At 45.0% G+C, this 26,837-nt stretch carries 17 protein-coding genes and 3 pseudogenes; 15 read left to right on the top strand and 5 right to left on the bottom strand.

Annotation, left to right across the window (positions count from 1 at the left end):
• Positions 1-339: 339 nt before the first annotated feature.
• The 7 genes and pseudogenes from NST94_RS29350 to NST94_RS29320 all read left to right on the top strand — a co-directional run bounded on the left by NST94_RS29350 (position 340) and on the right by NST94_RS29320 (position 9,129).
• On the top strand, positions 340-2,763 hold the full coding sequence (locus NST94_RS29350; RefSeq protein WP_339281531.1) for a DUF3656 domain-containing protein: 2,424 nt from the start codon (positions 340-342) through the stop codon (positions 2,761-2,763).
• Between the two features lie 95 nt (positions 2,764-2,858).
• Positions 2,859-3,005, top strand: a pseudogene (locus tag NST94_RS29345) (DNA-binding response regulator); the annotation flags it as partial.
• A pseudogene (locus NST94_RS29340) lies at positions 3,002-3,840 on the top strand (HAMP domain-containing sensor histidine kinase); the annotation flags it as partial. The pseudogenes NST94_RS29345 and NST94_RS29340, both read left to right, overlap by 4 nt.
• A 101-nt stretch (positions 3,841-3,941) precedes the next feature.
• On the top strand, positions 3,942-4,880 hold the full coding sequence (locus NST94_RS29335) for a VanZ family protein (protein WP_076301544.1): 939 nt from the start codon (positions 3,942-3,944) through the stop codon (positions 4,878-4,880).
• 24 nt (positions 4,881-4,904) lie between these two features.
• Positions 4,905-5,482 (top strand): annotated as a pseudogene (locus NST94_RS29330) (ABC transporter ATP-binding protein).
• Entirely contained in the window at positions 5,482-8,073 is a 2,592-nt protein-coding gene (locus tag NST94_RS29325; RefSeq protein WP_076301543.1) for an FtsX-like permease family protein, read from the top strand. Before NST94_RS29330 ends, NST94_RS29325 begins: the two are co-directional and overlap by 1 nt.
• 51 nt (positions 8,074-8,124) lie before the next feature.
• Positions 8,125-9,129, top strand: coding sequence for a WYL domain-containing protein (locus NST94_RS29320; RefSeq protein ID WP_076301542.1), 1,005 nt, complete (start codon positions 8,125-8,127; stop codon positions 9,127-9,129).
• A gap of 98 nt (positions 9,130-9,227) precedes the next feature.
• Here NST94_RS29320 and NST94_RS29315 read toward each other — a convergent pair whose 3' ends face one another.
• Positions 9,228-9,698 carry a pyridoxamine 5'-phosphate oxidase family protein gene (locus NST94_RS29315; RefSeq protein ID WP_076301541.1) on the bottom strand — a complete coding sequence of 157 codons (471 nt, stop codon included), beginning with the start codon at positions 9,696-9,698 and terminating at the stop codon, positions 9,228-9,230.
• Between the two features lie 316 nt (positions 9,699-10,014).
• Between NST94_RS29315 and NST94_RS29310 the strand changes: the two genes are divergently transcribed.
• The 8 genes from NST94_RS29310 to NST94_RS29275 all read left to right on the top strand — a co-directional run bounded on the left by NST94_RS29310 (position 10,015) and on the right by NST94_RS29275 (position 18,610).
• Entirely contained in the window at positions 10,015-12,891 is a 2,877-nt protein-coding gene (locus tag NST94_RS29310) for an S-layer homology domain-containing protein (RefSeq protein ID WP_076301540.1), read from the top strand.
• Positions 12,892-13,063: 172 nt separating this feature from the next.
• Positions 13,064-14,020, top strand: coding sequence for a zinc-binding alcohol dehydrogenase family protein (locus NST94_RS29305; protein WP_076124288.1), 957 nt, complete (start codon positions 13,064-13,066; stop codon positions 14,018-14,020).
• Between the two features lies 1 nt (position 14,021).
• The gene (locus tag NST94_RS29300) at positions 14,022-14,456 is read left to right on the top strand and encodes a MarR family winged helix-turn-helix transcriptional regulator (RefSeq protein WP_076181752.1); all 435 of its coding nucleotides are present in this window, start codon (positions 14,022-14,024) and stop codon (positions 14,454-14,456) included.
• Between the two features lie 250 nt (positions 14,457-14,706).
• Positions 14,707-15,240 (top strand): YceI family protein, encoded by a 534-nt coding sequence (locus NST94_RS29295; RefSeq protein WP_076181754.1) that lies wholly within the window; start codon positions 14,707-14,709, stop codon positions 15,238-15,240.
• 193 nt (positions 15,241-15,433) lie between these two features.
• A complete protein-coding gene (locus NST94_RS29290; protein ID WP_076181756.1) occupies positions 15,434-16,369 on the top strand; it encodes a LytTR family transcriptional regulator DNA-binding domain-containing protein in 936 nt (311 codons plus the stop codon).
• Positions 16,370-16,473: 104 nt separating this feature from the next.
• Positions 16,474-17,319: an ABC transporter ATP-binding protein gene (locus NST94_RS29285; protein ID WP_076274868.1), complete on the top strand. Its 846-nt coding sequence runs from the start codon at positions 16,474-16,476 to the stop codon at positions 17,317-17,319.
• The gene (locus tag NST94_RS29280; RefSeq protein ID WP_076218792.1) at positions 17,316-18,026 is read left to right on the top strand and encodes an ABC transporter permease; all 711 of its coding nucleotides are present in this window, start codon (positions 17,316-17,318) and stop codon (positions 18,024-18,026) included. The genes NST94_RS29285 and NST94_RS29280 overlap by 4 nt, the downstream gene beginning before the upstream one ends.
• Positions 18,027-18,229: 203 nt before the next feature.
• Complete coding sequence (locus NST94_RS29275) at positions 18,230-18,610, top strand: FlxA-like family protein (protein WP_038573907.1); 381 nt, start codon at positions 18,230-18,232, stop codon at positions 18,608-18,610.
• Between the two features lie 187 nt (positions 18,611-18,797).
• On the opposite strand, the gene NST94_RS29270 is transcribed toward NST94_RS29275, so the two are convergent.
• The 4 genes from NST94_RS29270 to NST94_RS29255 all read right to left on the bottom strand — a co-directional run bounded on the left by NST94_RS29270 (position 18,798) and on the right by NST94_RS29255 (position 26,782).
• Positions 18,798-21,419 (bottom strand): family 16 glycosylhydrolase, encoded by a 2,622-nt coding sequence (locus NST94_RS29270; RefSeq protein ID WP_076301539.1) that lies wholly within the window; start codon positions 21,417-21,419, stop codon positions 18,798-18,800.
• A gap of 136 nt (positions 21,420-21,555) precedes the next feature.
• Positions 21,556-23,127 (bottom strand): response regulator, encoded by a 1,572-nt coding sequence (locus NST94_RS29265; RefSeq protein WP_076301538.1) that lies wholly within the window; start codon positions 23,125-23,127, stop codon positions 21,556-21,558.
• A gap of 3 nt (positions 23,128-23,130) precedes the next feature.
• Positions 23,131-24,969, bottom strand: coding sequence for a histidine kinase (locus NST94_RS29260; protein WP_076301537.1), 1,839 nt, complete (start codon positions 24,967-24,969; stop codon positions 23,131-23,133).
• A 148-nt stretch (positions 24,970-25,117) separates the two neighbouring features.
• The gene (locus NST94_RS29255; RefSeq protein ID WP_076220283.1) at positions 25,118-26,782 is read right to left on the bottom strand and encodes an extracellular solute-binding protein; all 1,665 of its coding nucleotides are present in this window, start codon (positions 26,780-26,782) and stop codon (positions 25,118-25,120) included.
• Between the last annotated feature and the right edge of the window lie 55 nt (positions 26,783-26,837).

Below are 26,837 nucleotides of genomic sequence, written 5' to 3'. Positions count from 1 at the left end.
GCTGAGAGCGATATTCAGGATATTGTAGGTATGCTTCGTGACGCTAATGATGAGAAGATACGCGTGGCGAAAAATGTACTTAAAGAATTATTATGAGATACGTCCCTCAGAGCAAATGAGGTCATTTAAAACAAGCGCACAAGCCATTGGCTTGTGCGTTTTGCTGCAGCTTAAGTATAGTTCTTATTTTATGATTAATGGTAATAGTCTGAAATTTGATTTTCTAATAATCTTATTAATTTAAACGGGAGCGGCCATGTCGTCATTTATCGGATTTATAGTAGTTATTATCGTATTATCCATCTTAACTGGGATGAAGCAGGGGACTAAGAAGAAGAGATGACGCATTACGGCAAGCGGAAACCTGCTGTTAAGAAAAGCAATAACAAAAGCAATAACAAAAGCGTGAAAACGACCTTTAACCGTTCTTCAATACCATGCAGTCCTGACGATGTACTTTTAAGAACACCTTTGGACAAACTAGCATTGCCGTTATTTATGGATCATAAGGAGGAAGAAATGACTGAATTACTAGCTCCAGCAGGAAATATGGAAGCTTTAAAAGCTGCAATTTCTAATGGTTGTGATGCCATATACTTAGGAATGCAAAAATTTGGTGCGCGTGCATACTCATCTAATTTTGATCTAGAATCGTTACAAGAGGCGGTTACGTATGCGCACCTGAGGGACGTTAAACTCTATGTTACAATGAATACCATCGTTTTTGAAAACGAAGTTGAAGAGATGAAAGAGCAGATCCACGAATTAAATAAAATCGGTGTGGATGGCATTATCGTCCAGGATCTGACTGCGTTCGATTATATCGTTAAAAACTTTCTTGATATGGAAGCACATTGTTCAACTCAAATGGGAATAGACGATTTAGACGGAACTTTATTATTAAAAGAACTTGGTGCCAAAAGAGTTGTTCTGTCCCGTGAGGTTGAGATTGAAAAAGTAAAAGAGATCAAAAGAAAAGCTGAGATACCTTTAGAAATTTTCGTTCACGGTGCTTTATGTGTATCTTACTCGGGAAACTGTCTAATGTCAGGATTAATGGGTAATCGAAGCGCAAATCGCGGAAGATGTGTGGGTTCATGCCGTAAGGAGTATGAACTCATGGATAAGACAACAGGTACATCTTTAGGGAAAAACCATATTCTATCTACCAAGGACTTAAACACAATCGACTATATCGAGGATTTAAAAGAAATCGATTCTTTAAAAATAGAAGGCCGAATGAAAGTGCCTACGTATGTTGCTAATGTTGTATCCAAATATCGCAAGGCCTTAGATCATAAAATAACCGAAGAAGACAAAGAAAATCTGAAAAAAACATTCAATCGAACATTTACTAAAGGATATTTGTTTCACGAAGATAGGAGAAATATTACAAACATTTTAAGACCTAATCACTTTGGTTATGAAATTGGAACAATCAGCAAGATTGTTAAAGATAGGTATGAAATAACACTTACACGACCTTTAAATCAGAACGATACCATTCGAATAAGTCACAACAATGAAGATGTTAATTTAACGGTTGCAAAACTGTACGATAAAGAGGGCGAATTAATCAACAAAGCAGAGGATGTCTGCTATATCAAAATCAAAGAAAAGATGTCTACGGGAGATTTAGTATATAAAACGAAGGATTATTTCTATAACAAAGAATTAGAATTATCACTGGAAAAAGAATTTAAGCGGTTTAACCTCGATATTAGAGTATATGCACGTCCAGATTCAAAGCTTGTCATAGATGCGGAGGGCTTAGGCTGTCATTATTCATATGAAAGCGAGGAAATACTAGGCGAAGCCATTAATAATCCAACAACAAAAGACCAGGTAATCAAGCAATTTTCAAGATTAAATGATACGATATTCGAACTTAATCATGTGGATTTTGAGGAATGCAATGCTTTTATTCCAGCTAAACTGTTAAATGCAGCAAGAAGAGATATTGTACTGGGCTTATATGACTTAAAGCTTAACAGCCAGCAGAAAAGAACCAAGGCTTTGGAAGCAAAAGAAAAAATAAGCTTTGCCCCTGAAAAACCATACTTTACGGCCTCTGTAACGACTAAGGAGCAGTATGATGCTTGCGTGAGCTGTGGAATTAAGGAAATCTATTATGAAAATGTTGTTAGAAGAAATCAGAATCGTTATAAGGAAAAAGAAGGGCAGCTACTAATCGGAGGATATGGCGGAATTTATCACTACAGAGAAACGAATCCGTTTGTTACGGACTATTCTCTAAATGTTGTTAATGCTACTAGTTGCTATGAATTATATAAATTAGGTGCAAAACGAGTCACTTTATCTTATGAATTGAATAAGAGCCAAATTGAAGATTTAAGTAATGCCTATTATGAAGAAAATGACGGCTATCCTGCACTGGAAATGATTGTATATGGCAAGGTTCCTTTGATGTTTACAAAATATTGCCCGATGAAAAAAATGAATCAATGCAGAATTTGCAAAACGAAGAGCTATGAGTTAAAAGATGAGCACGGAACGTTCCCTATCATTTCCCATAATGATTGTACAACGACTCTCCTTAATGGGAAGACGCTTAATCTTTTAGATGAGCTACAAAACATCAAAGGAATCGAGGCGCTCAGATTAAACTTCACAGTTGAATCAAAAGAGCAGGTTGTGAAAGTCATTAATATGGCGTCAGGCAAATTAAATGGCTCTATGAATAATGCTGTCTTTAATCAGGAAACAGACACAAGAGGACATTTTAATAAAGAGATTGTGTAGTCGTGGAATTCATTAAATGTTCTAAAATCTTGGGGAATACTATAAGTAAATCCGAGACAGGTGCAATTCAATCCAATCATAAGGATGAACTTCAGATGAAAATATTATTAGTTGAAGATGATAAGACGATCGCGTCGGGACTGGAATATTCGCTGCAGCAAGAGGGTTATTGGACTGTTCTCTGCCATAATGCCGCTTCAGCCCGAAAGGTGCTCGCCGAAGACATCGATCAGTTCACTATTACGAGCTAGAGAAGCTGTCCATCTATTTACGGGAGATTAGCAGCGGCCAGGCCTCCCTTGACCCTCGCGATAATCAAGAAGGTGAGCTTAGCATCTTAAAGAATGATATTTACAAGGTGGCACGCATGCTCTCCGAGCATCGTTCTCTATTGCAGCAGGATAAGCTTCAACTGACCGATGCCATCTCCGATATTTCACATCAACTCAAAACACCGATCACCTCTATGACAGTCATGGCAGATCTGTTAAGCGCCCCTGATCTGCCTCCACTCAAAAGAACGGAGTTCACCCATCATATTCGCATTCAACTTGAACGGATCGATTGGCTTGTTTCATCTTTATTAAAGCTAGCGAAAATGGATGGGGGACTATCCCGTTCAAAAAAGATCGAATACACATGAAAACCCTAATCCTAAATGCACTGGAGCCGGTTATGATTCCGATGGATATTAAGGGACAGACCGTTTCCATCACAGGGGATGACAACGTCTCTTTTGACGGCGATTTCCATTGGACTGCTGAAGCGGTTATCAATATTTTGAAGAATGGAGTGGAGCATACACCTGAGGGCGGTGCGATTACCATCACATTTTCCGACAACGTGCTATTTACGGAAATCGTTATTGCTGACAACGGAGAGGGCATTCCGAAAGAGGATTTGCCTTATATATTCAAACGTTTTTATAAAGGAAAGAATGCTAATGAAGGAACCATCGGTATAGGGCTTGCGATGGCTCACAGCATCATTGCAAGCCAGAACGGCGTGATTGATGTAACGAGCGACAGCGGGACTGGTACAGAGTTTCGGATCAAATTTTATAAGCATGTGATTTAACAGCACTCCATAAGTGACTAAACTGTCACCTCCAATGTCACTGTAAAGTCATTTTGGACAGATAAAATGATATTCATCAGATGAACGATGGAGGTACAACCATGCAAATGAAGCAGCATCGCAAGATTACTTTTTTTATCACGATAGGCTACACCCTGATTATTCTTTATTTTATGTTTTTTGCTTTCGGCAGAGCGGATAAGGTAGATCTAACCAGTCAGTACACCTTTATTTTTTTGCCGGACGATTTTTTTAGGGTGCCGGGTCTTTCCGATCTTCTACATCCGACACTGATGGACTTGGTGGGTATTGGAAACATTGCAGCCTTCATACCTTTTGGCATACTGTTTCCGTTGTTATACCGCACCAGCTTTGTTCGCTTCATGACAGGGTTTATCCTGTCCATTCTTGTGGTGGAGACCATCCAGGCACTAACATTCCTCGGCAGCTTTGACACGAACGACGTCATAAAGAACTCATTGGGCGCTGCTATTGGATTCGGGGCCTACAAGATTGGCTTCCGTACAAAAAACTACTGGAGAAATATCACTGCTACGGGAATTGCCAGTGCTGTCTTAATGCTCGGCGTGTGGGGGGTCTTAGGAGTAGTTGATCAAGTGTTCACCAAAGAGTTGGCCCCTTTTGTAGCGATTAACGAATGGGAAGATAGTACCGGAAATCGATTAACGGGAACCAAACAGGACAGTCTTAAGATTGGCGGTCAAGACGTGACACCCCAATATAATGTGTATGGCATCGAAGGTAAAAAGAAGGAAACATATACGTATTCGCTAGGCAATAAGGGAGATCTGTATCTTAGCTTGAATTATGGAATTCCTGATCATAAGGATTTTCAGGGCAGCATTAAGGTTACCGTTGACGGGCATGAGCTCCTGTCTGTATCTGCAGAAGATCAGCTCCATGAGCCGGATATGAGGATCCTTTATCTCACCGGGGCTAATGAGCTTAAGATAACCATTGAGGGGAATGAAACCCTTTGGGATGTTGGATATAGAGAGATGGTATATACCTGGAATTGAGCATCTAGGGAAGGAGGGATGGCAATGGAGATTTTAACAATTGAAAATTTGTCCGAAATATACGGCACAGGCGAATCGGCGGTGAAGGCGCTTGATGATGTTTCCTTTTCGGTCCAAAAAGGTGAATTCGTCGCAATTATCGGACCTTCCGGATCGGGGAAATCGACACTCCTTCATATGCTGGGCGGTGTGGATCGACCGACTGGCGGGAAAGTGTATGTTCAGGATACGGATATGTATACCTTGGACGAAACGCAGCTGGCCATCTTCAGACGCAGGCAAATCGGGCTGATCTTGTGAATACGTTGAATTTGCAGCATCGATTAAACCATCTGCCGAATCAGCTATCCGGTGGACAGCAGCAGCGTGTCTCGATTGGCAGGGCGATCATCGGCAATCCTGCGATCATGCTGGCCGACGAACCCACCGGGAATCTGGACAGCAGGAATAGCAGCGAGATCGTCGTTTTATTGAAAATACTGAATAAGACCTATCATCAGACACTGATCGTAATCACGCATGACGAACGGATCGCCCTGCAAGCCGACAGAATCATTTCGATTGAAGATGGGAGGATTGCCAAAAACGAGGTGATAAGGTGATGAATATTGTCAATACATTAACCATCCGGCATCTGAAGCAGAACAAGAGACGAACACTTGTGACTATTTTTGGCGTAATTATTTCGGTATCCATGATGACCGCTGTCATTACGCTTGTTTTTTCCTTTGCGGATTTAATGATCAGACAAACTATCACAGATACAGGGGAGTGGCATATTCAGTATCAAGATATAACCAAGAAACAGCTTGCGGCGATACAGGGCGATGATGCAACCAAAACGGTTGCAATCACAAGAGACCTTGGGTATGCCCCATTAGAAGGGGGACAAAATTCCAATAAGCCGTACTTGTTCATTAAGGAATATGATGTGCAAGGGTTCACACAATTTCAGATTGAAATAAGCAAGGGACGTCTTCCGCACACGGACAAGGAGGTTGTGATCTCCGAGTCTGTTGCAACAAATGGCAAAGTGAAGTACGAAATCGGCGACCGTCTAACGCTTCGCGTCGGCGACCGATTCGAACAAGGGGGCGATCATCCCCTGGATCAGACGGAACCGCTGCGCAGGAAAGACGGCACATTGACCGAGACATTACAGCATAGCATAATTAGGGATTATACGGTGGTAGGCTTCATTAAACGTCCGGTGTCGGAAACGGCTTGGGCCCCGGCTTATACGATCATTAGCTATGTCGATGATCATATCATCGGGGGGGACGATCGGGTCGATGCGTCGGTGGTCTTGCAGCGGGTCAATCCGTTCTTGTTCGCACATGCGGAGAAGCTGGCTGAGAAAAACCAAATTGACACTGTCCAATATAATAACGATTTGCTTCGTTATTATGGCTTGTCCAGCAGCGGGGCCTCATCCAGCATGATGTTCTCATTATCGGCAATCATTATAGGGACTATTATAATTGGCTCGGTTGGACTCATCTATAACGCTTTTGCGATATCCGTCTCGGAACGTTCCCGCCATTTAGGGATGCTCGCGAGCGTGGGGGCGACGAAAAGGCAGAAGCGAAATTCCGTATTTTTTGAAGGTATCGTCATTGGTTTGATCAGCATTCCCATTGGCATCTTATGCGGTCTTGCCGGAATCGGAATCGCCTTTTCGTTCATGAACACAATGATTGAAGGGGCATTATGGACTAGTGAAAAGCTGAGGCTTATCGTCACGCCGTTATTGCTCTTGATTACTTGTCTTGTTTCGATGCTGACGATTTTCGTTTCGGCGTATCTCCCGGCGGTTAAAGCATCTAGGGTATCTCCCGTGGACGCGATTCGCCAAATCACTGACGTAAAGCTTACGGCCAAAGCAGTGAAGACGTCGAAGATCATTCGTAAGCTCTTCGGAATCGAAGCAGAAATCGGGCTGAAAAACTTAAAAAGGAACAAACGAAGACATCATGTTATTCTTTTTTCGCTTGTCATCAGCATCGTTTTGTTTTTGACGATATCGTTTTTCACGACTGGCCTGACACAATCTCTGGCATTGTCGCTGGAAGGCATCAATTACGATATTGAAGTGTCGTCCAGTAATGGCGAAAGACTAGATGACCGGTTGATGCAATCGCTTGTATCTCTGGATGGCGTCACGGAATACAACGTGAGTCATGAGTTAGTCGGGAACGCTTGGGTCGATGCAGCAAGCATCGCCGACGAGTTGCAAGAGAAGGTTAAGCAGGATAAGAGTATGCTGCAAGACGGGAAATACCCTTACGAAATTAAGCTCTATGCAATGAATGATTCGAGCCTGCAAGCCTATGCCAGAGCGGTTGGCGCAGATTACGAACAGCTTACGGATCTGGATCATCCCGCCGCAATCGTGATGGATACGATTCATTACAAAGATATAGATACGGGGAAATATATTCAGACGAAGTCCATATATGCGAATATCGGACAACATATCGAGCTAACGAGTTTTATTAAAGCGAGCGGGGAAGAAACGAAGGCAAATAAATTGATATTTGCCGCATTGACGGATAAGGCACCGATGGGGATGAGCCCGGTAGGCGTAGGCGGGTTAAATATGATCGTGTCGGAACGCGTCATGAATCGGCTGGCAGACGGCGAGGAGCTGGCTAACGCTTCGATGTACCTCCATTTGAAAAGCACGGAACCGGTGAAAACGCAGCAGGAAATTGAAGCGATGAATGAGACCAATCTGAATGTCTACAATGTATATCAATTCAGAATAAGAGAAGAACAACAGATTCTGCTGATGAACGTCTTTTCTTACGGTTTTATCGTATTAATCTCTGCGATTTCTGTTGCGAACATCTTTAATACGATCTCAACAGGGCTGGCTCTTCGCAAACGGGAATTCGCGATGCTGAAATCCGTAGGCGCGACACCAAAGGGGTTTGCAAAAATGCTGAACTATGAGAGTGTTTTTTATGGGGTCAAGTCGCTCTTGTATGGGCTTCCTGTCAGTTTCGCCGTGATGTTTCTGATCTATAAAGCATTTGCGAACAAATTCAGCTATGGGTTCACCCTGCCCTGGATGAGCATTCTGTCTGTCATTGTGTGTGTATTTGTCATTGTCAGCTCTGCGGTTGTTTATTCCGGAGCTAAAGTAAAAAAGGAGAATATTATTGATGCATTAAAGCAAGAGAATATATGATTCACTTACTTCACCCAGAGGAGGAGACGTTACCCGACGTCACACACAATCATGCGAGTCGACCGATTGCTCTCCATGCTGCTGATCATCTCCGGTAAAGGTACGGTAACGGGCAAGGAGCTTGCCGAGCATTTCGAGGTATCCTTGCGAATGAAGAATTTACACGGCTTGTTTGGCAGGAACGAAGCTTTTAATGACATCATGTTAAAGGTTGAGCATACCTATAAGCGGGAGTCCGATAAGCACAAGCTGACTCTGGATATGTCCCATTTCAGCATGGAGCAGGAAAATAAAGAATACATTGGGATCATAAGCAAGGCCATCACGGATAACAGGCTGCTGGTGTTCGACTATATCAATAGGGATATGGAAAAGCTGGAGCGAACGGTAGAGCCAAGCTGGATTGACTTTCGCCACGGCCATTGGTATGTGATAGGCTTTTGCCGGGTCAGAGAGGACTACCGCAGATTCAAGCTCGTGCGGATTAGGCAACTGAGACAGGGGCCGCCTTTTGCAAAAAGAGAGCTGCCGGAAGACCAAATCGCCGAGGTTATTAAGCAAAGCTATTCGCAGCGGGACATACAGGTCGTACTCAGATTCACTTCGCGAATTAGCGCGCAGCTTACCGAGTATTTTGAGAAAGAGAAGATTAGCCGGGGTGAAGATGGCAGTAGGACGCTCCAGCTATATTATGATAGAAATGTGTATAAAGTGAAATTTATCTACATTGATCCATTTACACAAGAAGAAAAGCTAATCAATGAGGAAACCTATCGTTTCGGCGTACAATTCATGATTCCAAGTAAATCTGTCTGGGGATTAGGAGTGACTGGAATTGGATGGAAGGCGTTAGACGGGGCACCGGAAATTGATGAGTATGCTATGAACTTAGTGCCGGCACAAAATGTGACTTATGAGCTTATCTTGCCTGACGAAGGAAGCGGAGAAGGTGGAGAAGGTGGAGAAGGTGGAGAAGGTGAAAATCCGGGATTTCCAGGTTTTCCGGGATTTCCGGGAAGTCAATTCCCAGGCCTTACGGGTTTTATAAAGTTCTAATGTAGCTGTTATCATTTAGTTGGTTCTTATGAAAAGGTTCATCGTGGCTGACTGCTGCGATGAACCTTTTTTGCTGACTGTTCTATCACACAGACCACTTAATTTGCCGTCTTATTGATAAAATCAATCTCATTTCTGATCCCTTTATGGGCGTCATTCCACAGGCCCTTTGTCAGGCGAATGCGCAGCAGGCATGTGTTAGGATCTTCGTCGTTATTGGCTTCGTTATACCACCCGGCGAATATTGTGCGCAGCTTTGTCATCATCTCCGCGTTTTTCTCGTCACATACCCAGCCCAGGTTTTCACCGATACCATAGGCCGTAAAGTTTTCGACGATGATACAAACAGCGACTTCGGGGTTTTGGGCGATCTGCTGCATCTTGCCTGAGGTTGCGTAAGTAACGGTGTAGAACGCACCGTCCTCATAATAGGCGTCTACAATGCGGGCGGAGGGACGGCTTTTGCCATTAGCCCCCGGTTCCAGTGCGATGGTGGATAGTGAGATCAGGCCGTCCTTGTTACCCGCTTGTTCTTCCAGCAGCTTCATGGCTTCGTCGTACTTGCTCATTATATTACCTCCTAAAGTGTCATAAGGCATACATTATTAAGCTTATCATTGTAAAATCTTAGTGAATGTGAAGAATAATACGATAAAATATTAAATCGCTATCAATCCAAGCTTATACTCGATGGTCTTTTTTTTATGCCATTTAATCTCCAGTCTACAAATATATCTATTTTTTTTATCTAATAGACATTGTAAATTACCCTGGTCCTATTGTAGAATCAAGAAGTTGTCGAATAATGGTGTAAAATGCCATCCTTGGAACTCACTAGGACGACAGACTCATTGATATTTTTAGAGTAAGAAGGGGGAAGAAACAATGTTATTCCAAGCAGCACGCCGTAAACTCAGTCTGATGATTGTGTTTGCCCTATTATTAAGCACTCTTACGCCACATATGGTGTTTGGTGAGGCCGCGCAGTTCAAAGACATCACAGGCTCTTATGCGCAAAAGGAGATTCAATCATTAACTGAAGCAGGAATAATCTCAGGTTATGAAGATAACTCTTTTAAACCGAAAAAGGCTATGTCACGTGCCGAACTGGCGAAAATCATAGTCCTGTCGTTGGGTCTAGAAGCAAATGCTGATCAAGCCGCACCGTTTAAAGACGTTGCCGCGAACAGTTGGTATCGCGGTTATGTAGGTGCATTGGTAAAGGCAGGCATTACGGAGGGGACATCGGCCACCACCTTCAGTCCTAATGCAAATGTCACCCGTGAGGAGCTGGTCGTGTTTTTCATCCGAGCTTTCGAATTGGATGAAACAGCGAAGAAGCTTCCGGTTGATAGCAAGCTGTCGGATATCTCAGAGGTGTCCGAATGGGCAAAAGCGCAAGTATCCCTTGCCTTCAAAAATGGTTTCATCAACGGGGTCCAAGGCAGTGACGGCACCCTGAAATTCAAACCGAAAGAGCATGCGGAGCGCCAGGCTCTGGCTCGTCTGGCTTATGAGTTCAAAACCAATAAATCAGTATATGTCGAGAAATCCAAACAGCTTCTGGCTGAAGAGCTTAATAAGGGCAAGAGTCCTGAGGCAACACCGACTGCCACCCCGGCAACAACTGACCGCGGGACATCTGTGACAGCACCGGCGCCGGGAGCTTCAGGTCCGGGAACGCCAGCATCGGCAACCCCAGCACCGGCAACCCCAGCACCAGTGACACCAACACCGACACCGACACCGACACCGGCAACCCCGGCACCGGCAAATGCTCTCCAGGTTGTGGTGAAGGGGGAGAGTTCAGATGCCATTTATGTGGAAGAGCCAACAGAAGTTATATTCCGCTCATCGATTAATGCGCCAGGAACGGTAATTGCTAGTGTCTATCAAGTAGATGACAGCGGCAAAGTGATTTCGCAAATCATTTCGTTGTACGATGACGGTTTGGAAGCCCATGGAGACAGTCTTGAGGCAGACGGACTGTACAGTGGGAAAGCAGTATTGACTGAAAGTACGGAGGGTTACATAAATCTGCAGGCGTTTGTGGGAGATGTGCCAAGCAGCACAGTTTTTAAATTATCTGTAATGAAGCATCTTACGGATGAACAGCTTGCACAAACGGAAATCATTGAAAATAATACACAGAGTAAGCTTGATCAACTGGCTACTTCATATGGTAATTTGCAAAAAGCAAAGGAAGAAACTGTGGCTTGGCTCCAAACCCAAGCAGAAGTAGAGCATGCTGGGATTTCGGGTGAAGGAGGAAGCATCTGGTATTTGCTGGACAACGGGATTCTAGGGGGGATCTCCGCAGCTCCTGAGAATACAAAAGGGTTAAGCAGCACCGTAGAAGAGGCTGCGTCCAGTGCTGCATTGGCGGCTGAGGCGCTAACGCAAAATGTGGAACAAACCGTAGCCACCATAGGAAGCCAGCGGGTTGCTGTAATTTCTCCGTTCTCCGGCACACTTCCATCTTCGACTGTATATGACGCTGTATATGACAGCTTCGACCAGTCGAGTTACCCTTTCCTTGTGGAAAGAGTAAAGGACACCGCAGCGGGCGTTAATTTCTTTAAAGGGCTGAATCAGTATGGCGTCGTGGTCTTGGATACCCACGGAGATACTTATTATGATGAAATAGTGCTACAGAAGCTCCATAATAAATACGGCATTGATTTCAAATACGCTGGACCGCAAGTTATGTTCCTGACAGGAGAAAAGGCAACGACAGAGAGCAAAAAGACCTATGAGTTGGACTTGAAAAAGGGACGACTGGCTATTATATCCGGTTATTATGCTATTACACCGTCTTTTATTACACGGTACAACGATATGCTACCTGATACCATCGTATATAATGGCAGCTGCCGCAGCGCGTACAACGATTCCATGGCAGATGCCTTCATCAACAATGGTGCTGGCACTTATTATGGATATACCGATTATGTAAAGCTTGCATATGATCAAGCTATTGCTAAATCCGTATTTACCGCTTTAAACGATGACAACATGACAACCGAAAAAGCTTTTCAAGCAGCAGTGGCTGCCCATGGAGCAAACGATGGGTTGGCAGCATTCTTCATGAAAGGAAGCAGCATTGGCACTAAGACCGAAGGGGTCATCAACGGAACCTTTGAAAACGGAACTTGGACCGGCTGGAATGGAAACGGCGATGTTCGGGTGATCTCCAAGCTGGGACCGCTTAAACCGACAGAGGGGAACTACATGGCTATTATCAGCACTGGCCTTGGGTATGAAAACAATGATCAAGGAGGATATGACTACAATTCAGACAGTTATATCGAGCAAAGTTTCATTGTTCCGGCGGGTGCAACAACCCTATCGTTCGATTACAATTTCATTTCTGAGGAGCCTAAGGAATTCGTTGGAAGCAAATTCAATGACACCTTCAGAGCAACGGTAACTTCCAGTGTATACATTAATACGGCTTCCCTCATTACTTCTCACATAAATGGCGGCAATACAGTGACGTCCAGTGTCTATGGTAATGATTCTGTTATTATCGGGGCTGAATCGATTAATGAATCCACGGCCTATTGGATTGAAGAGAACAAAGTAGCGATTGATTTCTACGGCGGGGATCATACAACATACATGACGAATTGGAAGCATGTACAATTTGATGTAAGCCAATTTGCCGGCAAGGGCTCCATTGTCCTTCGGTTCCATGTTTGGGATCAAGGAGACAGTATCTACGATACGGCGGTACTAATCGATAATGTAATATTAAAGTAATCAAAAAACGGCTGGATCAGGGGAACCTGACCAGCCGTTTCTTTTGGGAATAAGCTAATGGGCTTGCGTTCGGATATGGATTCCGAATAAAGTGTGCATATTGCACATAATTTGTGTTATACTTTATTATGTGCAATATGCACATAATATGGGGTGGAAGAAGGGTGTAAATATGAAGGCAGCAATCGTAAAGGATAAGGGGACGATTCCCGTAATGGGTCATTTTGATTCCCCCGTTGGGACAGAGGGGCTAGTTATAATTAACGTTACAGCCACAGCCTTGAGTCGAGTTAGCAAGTTCCGTTCAATGGGTATGCACTATTCTTCTGAAGATAACTTTCCAATTGTAGCCGGTATCGACGGTGTAGGAACTTTGAAAGATGGGTCCCGTGTTTACTTTGCGCTGCCTACTGCACCATATGGTAGTTTGGCTGAGCAAACAATCGTCAACGAAAAGCTGACTGTCCGTTTACCAGATGGTATTGATGATCTCACTGCTGCCGCTATCGCCAACCCTGCTATGTCGTCATGGGCTGCATTGGTATTTCGAGCTGGTTTTAAATCCGGTCAAACTGTATTGATTAATGGCGCTACTGGTGCATCCGGTAGTTTAGCAGTTCAGATTGCTAAGGGTCTGGGGGCCAAGAAGGTCATTGTAACAGGACGCAACGAATCAAAGTTGCAAGCACTTGAAGCTGATGAGGCCATTGCATTTGATATGACAGCCGACAACGGTCAAAAAATGTTTGAAAACGCCCTAATGCCAGTTATTGCTGAAGGTGTTGATGTTATATTGGATTATCTTTGGGGCGACAGCGCACTCGCCATCATGTCAGCTCTTGCTAAGGCGAAAACGGATCGTTCAACCCGTTTTGTAAGCATTGGAACTTCATCTGGCCAAGAAAGCATTCATTTACCTTCATCTCTTTTACGCTCATCAACAATCGAACTCGTAGGTAGCGGAGATAAGAGTGTTTCCAAAGCTGATATGCTATCCGCTGTTAGAGGTGTCTTTGAAATGGCCGCCGAGGGGAAGATAAAAATTACCACAAAAGAGTTCGCTCTAGAAGATATTGAAGAGGCCTGGAATGCCCCGCTAATGCCTCGTCCTGTTGTAAGGGTGAAATAAAATGGAAAACGATATTTTTAAAGCGCTGATCGATTTAGTTTCCATTATCAATAGGCCAGACCGCGATAAGAAGATGATTGCTAATGCTGGCGTAAATTTGGAGGCAGCAACCTTTCGTGTCTTTGTGGGCATCGTGCATCTCCAACCGACTAGTGTTGGTGATTTGGCCGCCATGATGGGAAAAAACTATTCGAGTGTTAGCCGGCAAATCGATAAGTTAGAAAACGCGGGGTTGGTTCATACGTATCCATCAAGTGCAGATTCCCGCATTCGTGTGTCTGAATTGACGAAAAGCGGGGAGAAAATCAATACAATGATTAGCCTCACCCGTGAACGAATTTTGCATGAAGCTTTGGATGACTGGACTCTGGAGGAAAAAAACAGCTTATTGAATAACTTAAGGCGTTTATTTGAATCGCTGCAAAGATTCGACTAGTTGCAGATTATGACTGTTCACACACAGTTCGATGTTTATTGCGATGGTGGATATTCGGGTAAAAGGAATTACGGATTCAATGGGGAACCATTCTGAAATCGGATTTACGAGGAAGCCACAAAAATGCTAAAACGCTACTGACACAACGTTGTCAGTAGCGTTTTTGTATATTAGGTGTATAGCGAGTAGCGCATTGTTTTGGAGATAGGTGACCTTGCTCATAATCTTATTATAGAGGTGGAATTTATTCATGAGTAATATCAAATGGGAAGTGGATCCGGACCACAGCTCTGTCGAGTTTTCGGTGACGCATTTAATGATTAATAAAATCAAAGGAGTATTTGAGCGTTTCCAGGCTATCTTAAGTTTTGATCCCAACGAGTTAACAACCATGGGTATTCAGGCTTCCGTAGACGCAAATAGTATCACAACTCGCCAAGCGCAACGAGATGAACATTTGAGGGGCGACGATTTCCTTCATGCTGCCAAGTATCCAACCATTGCATTTCAAAGCACCAACTGTGTCTTTGCTGGTGAGCGGCAATATGAACTTACAGGCAATCTAACTCTGCATGGAGTAACCCAATCTGTTACTTTTCATACTGTTTTTGAAGGACTAAACAAGGACCCCCGCGGACGGGAACGTGTAGGATTTCACTCAACAGCCAGTATTGATCGTAATGAATTTGGATTGAAATTCAACTCGCCTCTGGAAACGGGTGGAATTATAGTCGGAAATGAAGTGAGGATCGAGCTTTGTATTGAGGCAATTAAAATAAATTAGTGACCCTAAAGACTATCCTTTTATCGGGATGGTCTTTATTCAAAACTTGCTGTTACAGAAATTGCGCTGAACCGTATTACTAATTAATGTACTCTTGCACCGAGCGGAGAAGCTGCTTGGGCTTTTTTTTATGTGCAGAAATGACTAGAAGATGCCTTGACTAATATTTGCATTAAATGACCGGGAGGATGGCATGCAATTTCAACCAATTTATTATAATGGGGAATTATTTCTACCGAAGATCGAATTAAATATGACACCGAACCAATCGGTTGGCATCATAACGGACTTGAAGCGAAAGCAGCTTTTAATGAATCAATTAGGTGATCATTCCCAATATTATTTATTTCGGGCTGGGCAAAACGAGTATATGCGTTTATCGGTGGAGGAACTAATCACTTTTCTAATCAGAATAACGGAGAGGAATGAGCGTGCCGCTTCGTTGATAGATTATTTTGCTTTAAAGGAAGAACGGAAGGTAAAGATCAAGGATCTAAGCTCATCGAAAAGAATGTATGTGACATTGCTGCGTGTATTTTTTGCGCATCAGCCTACACTTGTACTGGAGGAACCCTATTTTTACTTGGAAGAGCAAGATTGTCGTCAACTCAAACGGATTCTTGATGATCTTTCACAAGAAAAGCAGATTTTAATTTTAACTTCGAATTTAGAGGATGCCCTTATTTCCTGTGATGCCATTTATCGGTTGAACGAATCGGGATTTCATCCATTGGATATTCGGGACTTCGACGAGGATAAGCAGGAAGTACAGAAACAAGACGAGGCCAATATAACCTTGCAGAAGATCTCTACCAAAAGAAATGACAAAGTGATTTTATTTAATCCGCCTGAAATTGATTTTATAGAAAGTGTAGAGGGGTCAATCCTTGTTCATGTGGGCGGTGAAAATTATGACTGTGCGCTGACGCTGACCGAGCTCGAGCAGAGATTATTAAATTTCGGTTTTTTTAGGTGTCACCGATCCTATATTGTTAATCTGCAAAAAGTAAGAGAGATTATTACATGGACGAAAAATAGCTACAGCTTGCGATTAAATACAGGTCAAGATGCCGTGGTTCCGTTATCCCGTTCAAAATTGTCTGAATTAAAAGCACTTCTTAACATTTAAAGGGTACCATTCAGGCGCTTACAGCTACATTTCGGCGCGTTTTGATGGCAGGAAGCATGTAATCTGTATATGTTTAAGCCATCAACACTAAGGATGTGGAGTTAATGAATGTTATTCGGGTAGAACGTATCCGTAAGAGATTTGGAGAAAAAGATGCGTTAGCAGATGTTTCATTTTCAATTCCTAAGGGTGAAATTTTTGGTTTCCTTGGACCGAGTGGCTCAGGCAAAACAACATTAATCAAGATTCTAACGGCACAATTAAATCCGACAAGTGGACAGGCAAGTGTATTTGACCAGCCAGCGGAGATGATGCAGCAGTCTGCTCAGAAGATGCGTTTTGGCATTTTGACGGATAACAGTGGTCTATATGAGAGGTTAAGTATTGAGGAAAATCTGGAGCTGTATCGTAAGCTATATGATCTTCCCAAATCTGCGGTCGACAAGGTGCTGCAGTTTGTAAACTTAAGCGGAGAGCGCAAAAAGAAAGCCAACCTCTTATCCAAAGGGATGCGTCAGCGTGTCATGCTGGCATGCGCGATTATCCATGAGCCGGAATTATTATTTCTGGATGAACCAACTTCGGCTTTGGATCCGGTAAACACAGCACATATTTATAAAGGCTTACGCTACTTAAATGAGAAAGGAACAACGATTTTTCTGACTACGCATGATATGTCTGAAGCAGAATTGATATGCAACCGTGTAGCGATTCTGTATCAGGGACAAATCCAAACCATAGGCTCACCAAAGGAACTTAAGCGGCAGCACCGGGAGAACGTAATTTGTGTGGACTTAATCAATGGGGAAACCTACGAGCTCCCGATCGATGAGGGGACGGCTGATCAAATCGCGGATTGGATGAAGCGGGGGCTAATTGACCGGTTAGAGACGAAAGAACCAAGTCTAGGTGATATCTTTATTAAAATGACAGGAAGTGAGCTACTATGAGTATCTCATACAAACGTGCCCGGGCGATATTTGTGAAGGATTACAAAGAGTTTTCACGTAACTACGCGCTGTCCATTATGCTGATTTTTCCTATTATTATCGCTCTGATTTTCAAGAGGGCAGGTGCGTCTTTACCTGGAGCCAGCGGTTTTCTTTTTAATAGTTCGTTTGTATTGCTAACATGTTTCGCACAAGCCTGTTTGATTGCGGAAGAGAAGGAGCGTAACACTTTACGGTCATTAATGATGACACCGGCTACGACCATGGATGTACTAATCGGTAAAAGCAGTTTGGTCTTTGTCATGTCCACTGTTGTTCTCGCTATTTCTACATTATTATTTGGCTATGAGCCAGCTAATATATGGGCGTTTGTGGCAGTAATCATTCTTTCGATTATTCTGTACACTGCAGCCGGGACGATCTGCGGCTTATTCTCCAAGACGTTGCTTGAAGCCTCATTATCTATACTCCCTGTGGCGTTCATATTTATGGGGGCACCGTGGGGAGAAGTACTAGCGAAGGATTATCCGGTCTTCAAAGTGCTGGATTACATGCCAAGCAGTCAGCTTGTGCATCTGCTGGGTCTAAGCAATACAGGTTATACGACGGGCGATGTATTGAAACCACTCCTCATTAATTTGGTATGGACGGTTGTGCTAACAGTAGTGTCTGTCATTTTGTATCAGCGGCGGTTGAAGGACGAGTAAGGGAGCTCTGAAGGGACTTTAGCCAGCCTTCGGTGGGTCTTTGGTAGGGTTGAAACAAGCGCCCGACTGAGACTATACGACGATTATTTTCCAATTGAGGCTGTGATGTTGTCATGACGGGGCCTGCCGGGTAATAAAGATGATTAGAACTTTCAAATTTGGCTGATTTTGGATTGGGAGCCAAGGAAACGGGGGGAAAGATCATGGCGGCACAGACAGTATCAGGCATCAGCTCCGTACAGACCATTGCGGCCTACGGCGGTACACAGAGTGATGTCAGTTCTCTGGAGAAACAGCGAAACCGGCTGATGATGGAACTGGATAAAGTGAATGCGGCACAAGGAAGTGAGATGCAGACGCCTTATCGCCGGGAGCAGCTGCAGCGGCAAATCCGGCTGCTGGAGTCCCAACTGGTACAGAAAAGCGGGAGCAGCACCTCCGTAAATTTTGTGCCTGCTTCTCCGCTTCAGGATCACCTCCCCCTTTGGGGAAATGAAGGAAAGGGAGGCCTCAAGGGCATCGGCCTAACTGATCCCCGGACGGCGACGGTGGACGCGGAGGGTCATTTCGACGCGTTAATTTAGGCAAGCGAGCGAAGGTGCGGAAAGCGTCAGGTGATGAACCGACGGCCCATAATCATGAGGCTAGCTAGCCGAGCTTCCACCGAGAAGACCTGCAGCACGGTAGAAACAACAAAATAGGCGAGAGGGAAGCTTCAACACTTCCTCCTCGCCTATTCGTGTTCATGCAGTTGCTTAGGGTTCAACTACTTTATTCTGGTGTTCCTTGGGTTACCCCATGGATATACGAGAGCGTTGGGGAATCGACAGCCCCTTGTCCCGGATTATAGGTGAAGGAGTACTCGATGGTATCCCCGTGTTGCAGGTGATTTACAGGGTAGGTATAGTTACCGTTCCCTGCCGGGGTCATGGCTACGTTTAGCTGCCCACCGTTATTTAGCTTATAGTGTAAGTCGGCAAAGGTTGCGCCGTTCACATAGAACAGCAGGTCGTCGCCTATTTTCTTCAGACCCCGCACCTCATCGCCGACGATGATAACATCGGATGATGATGCCGGTACAACAGTGATGGTGGAGAGGGCTGTTTTATTGCCGTCGGCTGTTGTAGCCGTTACGGTTGTTGTGCCTGGAGTGAGTCCCGTCACGAGACCGTTCGGATTCACGGAAGCGACGCTGGTACCTGATACGGTCCAAGTGACCTGCTTATTGGTTGCATTAGACGGGGCAATATTGGCGTTCAACTGCACAGTCTGTCCGACCTCCACCTGCGCAGTGGTTTGATTCAGAGAAATACCGGTAACCGGCACGTTTACCGGATTCTCGCTGTTGCCTTCTTTATAGACACGAACATAATCCACTTGCATTGTTGCAGGAATATCCGACGGATCTGGGGTATGGCCGCTGTCGAAGTGCCCGCCGATCGCCAGATTCATAATGATGTAGAAGGGTTGATCGAATGGGGCGTTCGGATTGTTAGGTGCAGCTACGGAATACCATTGATCTCTACTGACTTTAAAGAAGAACTTGCCGTCCACATACCACTTCATATTATCTTCTTCCCAGATCATGGAGTACACATGATAATCATTGGCGAAGGTCTGGCCTTCAGGGAAGTGATATTCACCAGCAATATATCTGTTTACAGGCCATTGTCCGCCAAAGTGTATGGCCCCGCTGGTCGTGCCGGGCAAGCGTCCTTTGGCTTCCATAATATCAATTTCTCCGGATGCTGCCCACGCTCCATAAGCGGCATCTTCCGGAAGCATCCAAAGTGCTGGCCAAACGCCGTTACCTGTAGGCAGCTTAGCACGAATATCTACTCTGCCGTACTGGAAGGACAAGTGATCTTTGGTGTTAATCTTGCCGGATGAGTACTGGGCATACCGGCTTGGGTCCTGTGGAAAGGATTTTGAATCGTTCAAAGCTCTGATATTCAGCTTTCCGTCCTGTACAAATACATTTTGTGTACTGTCTGTATAGTGCTGCAGTTCCGCGTTGCCCCAGCCCCAGCTATTCGGATCGTCAGTAATATAATAACCTTGTTCGTAGCTCCATTTGCTCGTATCGAGCGCTGTTCCGTTAAATTCATCCTGCCAAATGAGATTCATGTCCTCTATCGCCGGGTCGTTTGGTGTTCCGATGGCAATGTCATCATGATCGGATACATCCGGACGTGGGGCATCTGGATTACCGATAAAGGTATAGTTGACGTAATTGTTGCCGACACTTCCGCCCGCCTGTCCATTTAATGGATAGCCAATACGGATTTGCACATCCTCTTGGACGGGCTGGAACCAAAGCCCATAGATATAGTCAGCCCAATAGCCCCACTGGTTGGCATCGGACATGTTGTTATAGCCATTGCCGGCGTATACAAATCCGCTTTGGCTGGAATCACTCATAGCAACCCATTGTCCGTTGATGTTAATTTGGTATACGTAATTTCCTAGCTCAGTGCCTATTGGAGCGCCCCCATCAATTTTGGGTAGCGGGACACCTATTACACCTTTTGCATCTGCGGTAAAGGTCGTTCCCTCATAAGGTGTTAAGACATATGAATTTCTTACAGGTTTATTAAAGGTGAGGGTATAAACGACGTTAGCCGTTGAGGTTTTCGATTCTAACTTGACGTTGATAGACTCTGTTACGGTGAACCAGTAGCCGCCGCCGCCTTCGGTGAATTGTCCGAAGTTGTTATCATAGATCCAGCCGCTGGCTGCATTATTGTCAATATCAATCCATGTATTGCTGCTTACAGGTTTTACATATACCTTCAGATCTTCAGCTACGGCTTCATAGGTAACGGCCGGATCATTGTTGAAGGTAGGATAAGTAAAGCCTGCACTTCCTGTAAATCCTGCTGTAATCTGCGGCCCTTGTGTAGGGGCCATAGCAGTAATGGTCGTTTTGTTTATGTTTTGAAATACCAGGGTGTAATCAAGTGTAACTCCATTAGCCTTGGAGAATAGCTGAATCTCCGTTGTTGCGGAGAGAGTGAACCAATAGCCATTCAAGCCACCGTCGCTCCAGTGTCCCCAGTTTTGGTTGTAGGTATAGCCGCCTGCATTGTCAATATCCACCCAGTTTCCAGCAACTTTTACTTTTACACCGACGTCATCGGAAACATCATTCCAGGTGGCAGAGCCCCCATTAAATGTAGGCATGACGAAACCATAGCTAGCTTGCCCAACCCCTGATTTTGAGATGACAGGACCGTCTGCTGCTGAAAAGTAAGACATAGAGGTAACTGTGGTTCCTGCTGCCTGCACCTTTGAAGTCGGCAATAGGCCAACCCCAGCTAACAGTACTACTGCTAAGAACAAACTAAATACCTTCTGCTTAAAACCACTCTCCGTATTGTAAAGTCGTTTCATACTTGCCCTCCTTTAATAAAATAATGAAGAAACGAAACCGCTTACATTTAGAGACATCTCTATTCTATCGAATATAATAATCAGCTAAAAGGTACAATTATTTTTGTTCTAACCCAATTTTTTGGCTTTTGATTATTTATAGCGCTGTGTCACGGTACTTTTCCCCGCTGTCGTGCTTCCGGCGCATCATTTGCCGATATTCTGTGGGCTGCATATCCATGACATCCCGAAAGGATCGTGTAAAACTTTTGTAGCTTTCATACCCTACCATGGTGGCTACCTCTACAATTTTATGATCGGTTTCGGCCAGCAGCCGCCGGGCTTTATCCAGGCGCACATCGCGCAAGTATTCTGCAAAGCCTTTGCCGATATTTTTTTTGAACAGGTTAGAAAAATAGGCATAATTAAGCGACACGTGGTTCGATACCATCGCGAGATCCAGGGGCTTATGATAGCTTTCGTGTATAAAGCGTATGGCTTCATTCAAATCTTGCGAGTTGCGATAGCTGCACTTATATTCATAATAAAATTGGTTCAGCCGAAGCAGCTGTTGTTGCAGCGCCTGAATATAATCGCGAATACCCGGATAATCGAATAGATTACGTAAACATTCGATGTCCAGCGCTTCTTCCCCCATGTACGGGCGGATCACACGCACAGATTCCTCCAGCATCTGTACAATGGCACGGCATAGCTGCTGTGTGTATTGGATGTGATAGCGTTGCAATGTATCTTTGTGAAATATTATAGAAATGCCTTGGGTGATTGTACCGCTGTTTTTGGTGCCGATTAACTGGAACAGGGCATATAACTCCTCATAGGGAAGCTCCCACTGCTGCTCCAGTCGCTCAATATGTGTTGGCAAGATGCAGCTCTTCTCTGGAAACAGGTAACTGTGGCGATAGAGCTCCAACGCTTGTGTATAGCTGCGGGGCAACTCCTTCAATCCTTGCTGCGGGCTGGTCATGGCAGTAATGGCATCTATCTGTTCTGCCTTGAGGGCGGCCGGGAAGGCTCCCGTTTCTACGGCCGCATCAACCGCGAGAATCAGGTACGGGCGGTGTTGCAGGCATATACACCCTCGTCTGCCATACACACGGTAGGCAAGGGATTCCATGCTGTGGCTACTGTCAGCCCCCGGTTGGTTAATCCATAATTCCTCCCGCAGCAGACACAGGCGGTAATTACTCCATAACTCTGGATTCTGTTGCTGGGTCTGGAGAACCCACGCCTCATCAATCATTGCACCCTGCATAAACATACTCAGTTCTTTGCGGTCTGTCTCCCGGGCGCGGCGGGAGATATGCTCCATATTACGCGAGAGCGTCTGCCGTGTTTTTATCTCATTTGCTACATGTTCTACTGCGGTTTGCAGATCTTCACGTTTCACAGGTTTGAGCAGGTAGCCCTTTGCTCCAAGTTCGATGGCCTTTTGAGCATAGGCAAAATCACTATAGCCGCTAATAATCAGATAATCTACCTCGATGTGCTTCTGTTTGCTCTGCGCCATCAGCGTCAGTCCATCCATATCAGGCATCCTGATATCAGTAATCACCAGTTGGATATTGTGCTGACTCAATATACCCAAGGCCTCAATTCCGTTTACGGCACAGTAAATATTGTCCAGCTGCAGCGGAAATTGGCGCAGCATAGCCTGTAGTCCATCACGAATGTGCTTTTGATCGTCCACAATTAAAATATTGATCATGCCCTACCATCCTCCCAGATTCACATTTTCCCAAGGTAAACGTATGGTTACACAAGTATAGGCGCCCTGCACACTGTCAATCCAAAGACCGCAGTCCTTACCATAATGAAGCTGTATGCGCTTATGCACGTTCTCCAAGCCCAGTCCGTTTTTGCTGGTAACAATCGGTGAATCTGAGTCGCCCCGCAGCACAGCCTGCAGACTGGACAGCATTTCCGGGTCAACACCTGCGCCATTATCTCGTATCTCAATTAACAGAAGGCTGTCATTTTCTACCGATACGGTAATTTGGATACGTACGCTGCCGCCCGAGGGCGCTGCATGATGAACGGCATTTTCGACGATGGGCTGCATGCACATTTTAGGAATTGTATAACGCAGTACCTCCTGCGGGAGATCGGCCGTCAACTCAATGCTGCCATCCTCCATAAAGTTTATGAATCGGACATAGCTGTGTATGTTGGCAAGTTCTTCGCTAAGCGCAACCGTATCGCTGCGCCATTGCATGCTGTATCGCAGTTGTGAGCCTAAAGACACCAACGCTTCCGCGATAGCCGGCTGTCGCTGAACCTCCGCGAGCATACGGATGGATTCCAGCGCGTTATATAAAAAGTGTGAATTGATCTGCGAATGCAGCGAGTGCAGCTGTGCATTTTTGGCGATCAGCTGCTTATCTACCACTTGGGTCATCAAATGTTTGATTTCGTCCAACATATTATTGTAGCTGACGGCCACCTCGTCGATTTCGTCACCGGTTTCGTTTTTATCCAGGCCGGTATCAATTTTCGCATCCAGTTGGCCTTGCCGCACCTTGCGCATAGAAGCCAGCACCCTGTCGAGCCGGCGGAAAATGCGCCGAGTGGTATGTGAAACGAGCAGTAACATCAGCAGCAATACACACAATGTGATCGCTACTACGAGCAAATACCAACTTCGTGGGCCTTTCATCAACGCTTGATGAGAGGCAATATCCACTACATAGGCGTTCAGTGGGGCGATGTAGCGATACAACGCGTAGTAAGTATGGTCGCCTACCTTTACCTTAATGGGGCTACTCTGCTGCAGCACATCCAGCTGCTGGTGAATGCTGCCTAGAATTTTATCCAATTCTTCACCGGCATTTTGAGAAAAAGTATGCTCAGGATTGTATACAGATCGGGAAGAGTCGGCTCCATCCATCACTACAGAAAAGAAATCCCCCCCGCTATCCTCAAGCAGGTCACTGAAAAAGACGCTATGCTGGGCGCGGATTTCCATAATGGTAGGGAGTTTCTGCTGTTGCCCCTGAAGGCGTACCAACCGGTAATAGGATAGCGTATGCTCTCCATCTTTAAAAGCAAATAAGCGGTATGCCGCACCACCTTCCTCACGAAGAGTCACCCAGTAGTCCTTCGGCCAGAACTTGTCATAATGGTAGATTTCAGGCCAAATCTCAAATAGGTTTGGATTATCGACATAGAAACTGAGCTCGCTGATCATCTCGTAGCTTTGAATGATATTATGCATTTGCTCAAATTGATTTTGTCTAAATTTTACGAGACGCAGGCCATCCCCGCGCATATTGGAGTGAATAAAATCTACAAAAGCCTTTTGATTCAGCGCAGTAGAGGAAGCGTTCTCAATAATACCCATTTTGCTGCGCAGCTGTTCGTTAATTCTTGAGACATGACTGCTGCCGGTAGCCATAGCGTCCTTGTACAGCTGACTTTCCTGTGTGCGGATAAATAAAAAGGATACCACAATCGCAGGGATGGCAATCATCATGCTAAAGGCCAAAAACAATTTTTGGGAGATGCGGGAATTACGGTACAGCTTCTTCATTTTAGTCAGCAGATACTTCATTTAAGTAGCCTCCTACCCTTGTAATATACCATATATTACAAACTGCCCGGTAGGTAACTAGGCTGTTTTGTTAAATGGTTAAAAGAAGCGAAAAAGGGAATACCGGCCAACCTTTCGGTGGCCGGCAGTAATCTTTATACGGGCATTATTACTCTGCCATTTTGGATTTTCGCACATCCAGTTCAGCCTGGCGGTATTCCATCACCTTGCCAAAGTTGTAATTCTCGCGGCGGTCAAGGAAATTGTCGAAGATTTTATCAAATTCAGCCTCATTCTTGGCCGTAATTAGCTCAGGGAGTACTTCCTCCCAATTTTGCGAAATACGGGACCAGGCTACCGACACATCAGAATCGCCCTGTGGATCTAAGCCCTTATAGATACCGCTATCAATATCGGCCTGCTTATTGGCGAAGTCTTCCATTTGCTTAATGACAGGAGATTTCTCCGGTCTCCACTGGTTGACGATTACAGGGTTTCGCATCATCCAATAGGTATCCATGATGCCGTATTCTTTCTCCAGCTTCTCAATATCAGTGTCGAGTAATTTTACCATTTCAGGCTTCAGTTGCGGCTTGCCATCCACCATCTCCCATGTTTCGCCTTCCTTGCCAAGGAACAAATCTCGCTGGCCTTCTTCGCTGGCCAGATAGGTCAAAAAGCGGATGGCTCGTTCAGGGTTTTCGGTTGATTTGCTAATCATCGTCACCATCCAGCCGTCCATGTTGCCAGGGAATAACTTAGGGTTATCGCCCTTGCTGTTCTTTGGCCCATCGACTGCGATGTAGTAAGAGTCCGGGTTGCCGCTAGCAGCCAGCATAGGATTGACAGCCGACATACCGGTCCACTCGCGGACCATCATGAAATAGCGGGCGTTGTTTGTTTTTTCCTCTACTTGAGTATCGGAATCTACCAGGAAATCCACATTAATCAACCCGCGCTCGTAAGCCGTACGGAAGGTTTTTAGCCAGGCAATATAATCGGGATCGGTAATGCGGTCGTATACTTTTCCGTCTTTCTCATGCGGAACGGCCAGTAGGTTCTGCAGATATTCGGTCATCCCGTAAGGGACGTTCCCTTGTGCAAAAAAGGGACTGATGGGCTGGCCTTTATATTGGGAGTACTTATCCTTTACCAGTTGCAGTGCGTTCAGAAAGCCCTCTGGAGTGCTAAGGTCCGGGCTGCCCATCTCCTCATACAAATCTTTTCGCACCAGGAAAGTCTGGTTGGCGGCCGTCATGCCAGTTTCATGCATCAGGTTGGGGCTATATGAATCATTCGGAACGCCATAGGTATTGCCATTTTCTTGACGATACCACTTCAGTGTACCGTCCCCGGCCACCTTGAAGAAGTAAGGGTCATACTTGTCAGCTAATTCATTTAAGGCGTAGACATGATCGCCTTCCCACAGCTTTTTGACAGCGGTTTCCCACGAACCCATTGATATCAAGTCTGGCAGCTTGCCCGAGGTCATCATTAGGGTAATATGCTCATTCGCTTCACCGGAAGGTACTTCAAGCTTGATGTTTACGCCTGTTTTTTCCGTTACGTACTTGGAGGTCAAGCTGTCTCCCCAAGTGTGGGCATACCAGTTAGCACCTACGAACCAGGTCAAATCAACAGGGCTGGTATCCAGCTTCCATGCCGGATCATCGGGATTGAGCTTTGCTTCACTCTGCGGCGGCTGTGTACTATCTGTAGGCTGTGGTGTTGGCTTATTTTCACTATTCGCTGAATTGGAACACGCGGCTATGCCTAGCATCAGGCTTGCGGCCAGAACGAGGGTCAACCCCGGCTTAATCAGATTGCGTTTCATGACATTATCATCCTTTCTTTGCTGCTTCTGAATTTTTGTATACCAGTTTCTAGAC

The sequence above is a fragment of the Paenibacillus sp. FSL H8-0282 genome (assembly GCF_037963825.1).
In the GTDB taxonomy this organism is placed as follows: Bacteria; Bacillota; Bacilli; order Paenibacillales; family Paenibacillaceae; genus Paenibacillus_AQ; species Paenibacillus_AQ odorifer.
Note: the sequence above shows the minus strand (reverse complement) of the source record. Positions and strands in the feature narration are given on the sequence as shown.